The sequence below is a fragment of the Streptomyces palmae genome (genome assembly GCF_004684805.1).
Taxonomy (GTDB): domain Bacteria; phylum Actinomycetota; class Actinomycetes; order Streptomycetales; family Streptomycetaceae; genus Streptomyces; species Streptomyces palmae.
Window position 1 is genome coordinate 1 of record NZ_SRID01000451.1, and the last position, 4,981, is coordinate 4,981.

The window sequence follows — 4,981 nt, forward strand, 5'->3', positions numbered from 1 at the left end:
GGGTTGGTGGCGGCGGAGCATCCGTTGTTGGGTGCGGCGGTGGAGTTGGCCGGCGGCCAGGGGCGGGTGTTGACGGGGAGGGTGTCCCTGGCCTCGCACGCCTGGCTGGCTGATCACGCGGTGTTGGGCACGGTGATCGTGCCGGGGACGGTGTTCCTGGATCTGGCGTTGCGGGCAGGTGCCGATGTGGGGTGTCCGGTGGTGGAGGAGTTGACCCTGCACGCCCCGCTGGTGATGCCCGAGACCGCTGCCGTGCAGCTCCAGGTCACCGTGGGAGCCGCGGATGAGGCGGGTGTGCGGTCGGTGACGGTCCACTCCCGGCATGAGGGGGCCGGGGAGGCCTGGACCCAGCACGCCACCGGCACCCTCGCGGTGAGCCAGTCGGAGCCGACCGGGCATGGGGCATTGGAGGCTTGGCCCCCGGCGGGTGCTGAGGCGGTGCGGCCCGATGCTGTCTATGGCCGCCTCATGGAGTTCGGCTATGAATACGGGCCCGCCTTCCGCGGGGTTCGGGCCGCCTGGCGGCGTGGTGACGAGCTCTTCGCAGAGGTCTCCTTGCCGCGGGAATCCGATGGCGGTGCGGCGGGTTTCGCGGTGCATCCGGCCCTGCTCGATGCCGGTCTGCACCTGGCCGCCGTGGAAGCGGTGGAGGGGTCTGGCGCGACCCTGCTCCCGTTCACCTGGACCGGTGTGACCGTGCACGGTGCCGCGTCGTCCGAGCTGCGGGTGTCCCTGACTCGTACTGGCCCGGAAGCCGTGTCCGTGCGAGTGGCCGACGGTGCGGGCGCGCCGGTGATGGTGGCTGAGGAACTGGTACTGCGGCCCCTTGTTCTCGAGCAACTCACCGTCGTTCCCGCTGGCGCCTCGGCCGCCGACTGGCTCTACCACGTGGCGTGGAGCCCGGCGGCACTGCCCGAGGCTCCGGGCGCGCCCGAACGATGGGCGGCGATCGGCAGTGCGGAACCGTCCCTCACGGGACAGCCTGCCGGGCTGACGTTGGAGAGGTGTTCGGACCTGTCCTCCCTCGCCGCTGGGGACGCGATGCCCCAGGTGGTCGTGGTGGAGTGCCCCGCCGGTGGCCGTACGCCAGAGGCCGTGGCGGCGGCGGTGCACGATGCGCTCGCCGTCACGCGAGGATGGCTGGCCGAGGAGCGGTTCGGCACGGCTCGGCTGCTGTTCGTCACCCGGGGCGCGGTGGGCACCGAGCAGGGAGAGGACGTCACCGACCCCGCCCATGCGGCGATCTGGGGATTGGTCCGTTCGGCGCAGACAGAGCATCCGGGCCGGTTCGTCCTGGTGGATGCGGAGGGAACGCTGCCGCTGACCGCCCTGCGTGCCGTACTGGCCGGCGACGAGCCGCAGGCCGCGGTACGGGGCGACGCCGTTCTGACCCCACGGCTCGCTCGCTCCCGTACGGTCACCGACACCGCGATCACCCTGCCGGCTGGGACCACCGCCTGGCGGATCGAGTCCGGTCCGGGTGGCACCCTCGATGAACTCGCCGTGGCGGAACAGGCCGTGACCGAGCTGTCCGAGGGGCAGGTTCGGGTGTCGGTACGGGCGGCCGGCGTCAACTTCCGGGACGCCCTGATCGCCCTGGGCATGTATCCGGGTCAGGCCGTCGTCGGTGCCGAAGCCGCGGGCGTGGTCACCGAGACCGGTTCCGGGGTGCGGCACCTGAAGCCGGGAGACCGGGTCATGGGTCTGTGCACCGGTGCCTTCGGGTCGGAGGTCGTGGCGGACCAGCGCATGCTGGCCCGCATCCCGGCCGGCTGGTCGTTTGCCCAGGCGGCGTCGGTGCCGGTGGTGTTCCTGACCGCCTTCTACGGCCTGCGAGACCTCGCTGGACTGCGCTCCGGTGAATCCGTGCTGATCCATGCCGCCGCAGGCGGAGTGGGCATGGCCGCCACCCAGCTGGCCAGGCACTGGGGAGCCGAGGTGTTCGCCACCGCCAGCCTGGCCAAGTGGGACGCCGTCCGCGGGCTCGGCGTACCCGATGAGCGCATCGCTTCCTCACGGGATCTCGACTTCGAGCGGAGCTTCACCGAAGCCACCGGGGGGCGCGGCGTCGATGTCGTACTGAACTCCCTGGCCCGCGAGTTCGTCGATGCCTCGCTGCGGCTGCTGGCGCCTGACGGCCGGTTCATCGAGATGGGCAAGACGGACATCCGCGAGGCGGAACAGGTCGCGACGGAACGGCCTGGTGTGTACTACCGGGCGTTCGACCTGGTCGAAGCCGCGGGCCCGGATCGTATCCAGGAAATGCTCACCGAACTCGTCGGCCTTTTCGAGGACGGGAGCCTGAGCCCGCTGCCCGTGCGGGCGTGGGACGTACGGCAGGCACCGGACGCCCTCCGCTTCGTGAGCCAGGCACGCCATGTGGGCAAGATCGTCCTGACCGTGCCGCAGCCGCTGGAGCCAGAGGGCACCGTGCTGATCACCGGCGGCACCGGCACCCTCGGCGGCCTTCTCGCCCGTCACCTGGTGACCGCACGCGGCGTCCGCCGACTGCTCCTGACCAGCCGATCCGGACCTGACGCCGCAGGAGCCGCCGAACTCGCCGCCGAACTCACCGCACTCGGCGCCGAAGTGGCCATCGCCGCGGTCGACGCCGCCGACCGGCGGTCCATGGCGGAACTGCTGGGCAGCGTGCCCGCGGAACATCCGCTCACCGGCGTCTTCCACGCCGCCGGCGTGCTGGACGACGCGCCCATCGAATCCCTCACACCCGAGCGCCTGGACCGGGTGCTGCGTGCCAAGGTCGACGCGGCGCTCCATCTCCATGAACTCACCTACGACGCCGACCTGGCCGCGTTCGTGTGCTTCTCATCGATCGCCGGGACTCTCGGGGTCGCCGGTCAGAGCGGCTACGCGGCGGCCAACGCCTTCCTGGACGGCCTGGCACTGCACCGCAGGGCCCACGGCCTCCCCGCCGCCTCCCTGGCCTGGGGACTGTGGGCCGAGCGCAGCGGAATGACCGAACACCTGAACATCGCCGACGTCAAGCGGCTCGCCAGGAGCGGCCTCCTGCCCTTCGCCAGTCAGCAGGGGCTGGCACTCCTCGATGCCGCGGACCGTAGTGGCGAGGCCGTGCTCGTACCTGCCCGGCTGGACCTTGCCGCACTCCGTCGGACAGCCGTCTCCACACCGGTCAGCCCGCTCCTGCGCGCCTTGCTCGGCCCGACTGCCCGGCGAACTCCCTCGGCCGCGCTGCCGCTGGCGCAACGGCTGTCCGAGATGACGCAGAGCGAGCGGACCCAGGCCCTCTCGGACCTCGTACGTGCCGAAGCCGCCGTGGTGCTCGGCCATGAGACAGTCGAGCGGGTCCGTACCGAACTCCCCTTCAAGGAGCTCGGTTTCGACTCCCTGACGGGTGTGGAGTTGCGGAACCGGCTCAACTCCGCGACGGGGCTGCGGCTGCCGTCCACCCTGGTCTTCGACTACCCGAACCCCGCCGCCCTCGCCGATCACCTGGCCGCCCTGCTGACCGACGAATCGCGGAAGCAGACCGCCGCAACAACGGCACCCGGCACGGCCAGGGTCTTCTCGGAGGAGCCCATCGCGATCGTGGCGATGGCCTGCCGGTACCCCGGCGGGGTGGGTTCCCCCGAGGACCTGTGGCAGCTGGTCACGGAGGGGCGCGACGCGATCGGCGCGTTCCCCGACGACCGCGGCTGGGATGTGGACGGCCTCTATGACCCGGACCCGTCGCGGTCGGGGAAGGTGTACACGCGCACCGGCGGCTTCCTCTATGAGGCCGGTGAGTTCGATGCCGAGTTCTTTGGCATCTCGCCGCGTGAGGCGCTGGCCATGGACCCACAGCAGCGGCTGCTCCTGGAGAGCTCCTGGGAGGCCGTCGAACGGGCCGGCATCGACCCGACCTCGCTGCGCGGCAGCCGGACCGGCGTCTTCGTCGGCATGAGCGGCCACGACTATGTGCCGGCCATGGCCACCGTTCCCCGCAGCGTCGAAGGCCACCTCGTCACCGGCAACGCCGCCAGTGTCGCCTCCGGACGGATCGCCTACACCCTCGGCTTCGAAGGACCGGCGGTGACGGTGGACACGGCGTGTTCGTCGTCGTTGGTGGCGTTGCATTGGGCGGTGGGGGCGTTGCGTTCGGGTGAGTGTGATTTGGCGTTGGCTGGTGGTGTGGCGGTGATGTCGACGCCGGACTTCTTTGTGGAGTTCTCGCGGCAGCGTGGGTTGTCGGTGGATGGGCGGTGCAAGGCGTTTTCGGCGGCTGCGGATGGGATGGGTGCGGCTGAGGGTGTGGGGATGTTGGTGGTGGAGCGGTTGTCGGATGCTCGGCGCAACGGGCATCCGGTGTTGGCGGTGGTGCGGGGGAGTGCGGTCAATCAGGACGGTGCGAGTAATGGGTTGACGGCGCCGAATGGTCCGTCTCAGCAGCGGGTGATTCGTGCGGCGTTGGAGCAGGCGGGGTTGTCGGCGGGTGATGTGGATGCGGTGGAGGCGCATGGTACGGGGACGACGTTGGGTGATCCGATCGAGGCGCAGGCGTTGCTGGCGACGTATGGGCAGGGGCGTGGCGCGGTTCGTGAGCCGTTGTGGTTGGGGTCGGTGAAGTCGAACATCGGTCATACGCAGGCTGCTGCTGGTGTGGCGGGTGTGATCAAGATGGTGCTGGCGATGCGGCATGGGGTGTTGCCGCGCACCCTGCATGTGGATGAGCCCTCGCCGCACGTGGACTGGTCGTCGGGTGCGGTGGAGTTGCTGTCGCAGGCGCGGGAGTGGCCGGAGTGTGAGCGTCCGCGGCGGGCGGGGGTGTCCTCGTTCGGGATCAGCGGCACCAACGCACATGTGATCGTCGAGCAGGCTCCGGCAGAGGACGAGGAGGCGGCTACTGCTCCGGATACTCCGGGTGTTTCGGGTGTTTCGGGTGTGGGTGGGTTGGTGCCGTGGGTGGTGTCGGGTCGTTCGGTGGAGGGGTTGCGGGGGCAGGCTGCGCGGCTGGGTGCGTGGG

1 pseudogene is annotated in these 4,981 nt (G+C 70.6%); it reads left to right on the forward strand.

Annotation, left to right across the window (positions count from 1 at the left end):
* Window positions 1-27: 27 nt before the first annotated feature.
* Window positions 28-4,981 (forward strand): annotated as a pseudogene (locus tag E4099_RS33770) (SDR family NAD(P)-dependent oxidoreductase); the annotation flags it as partial.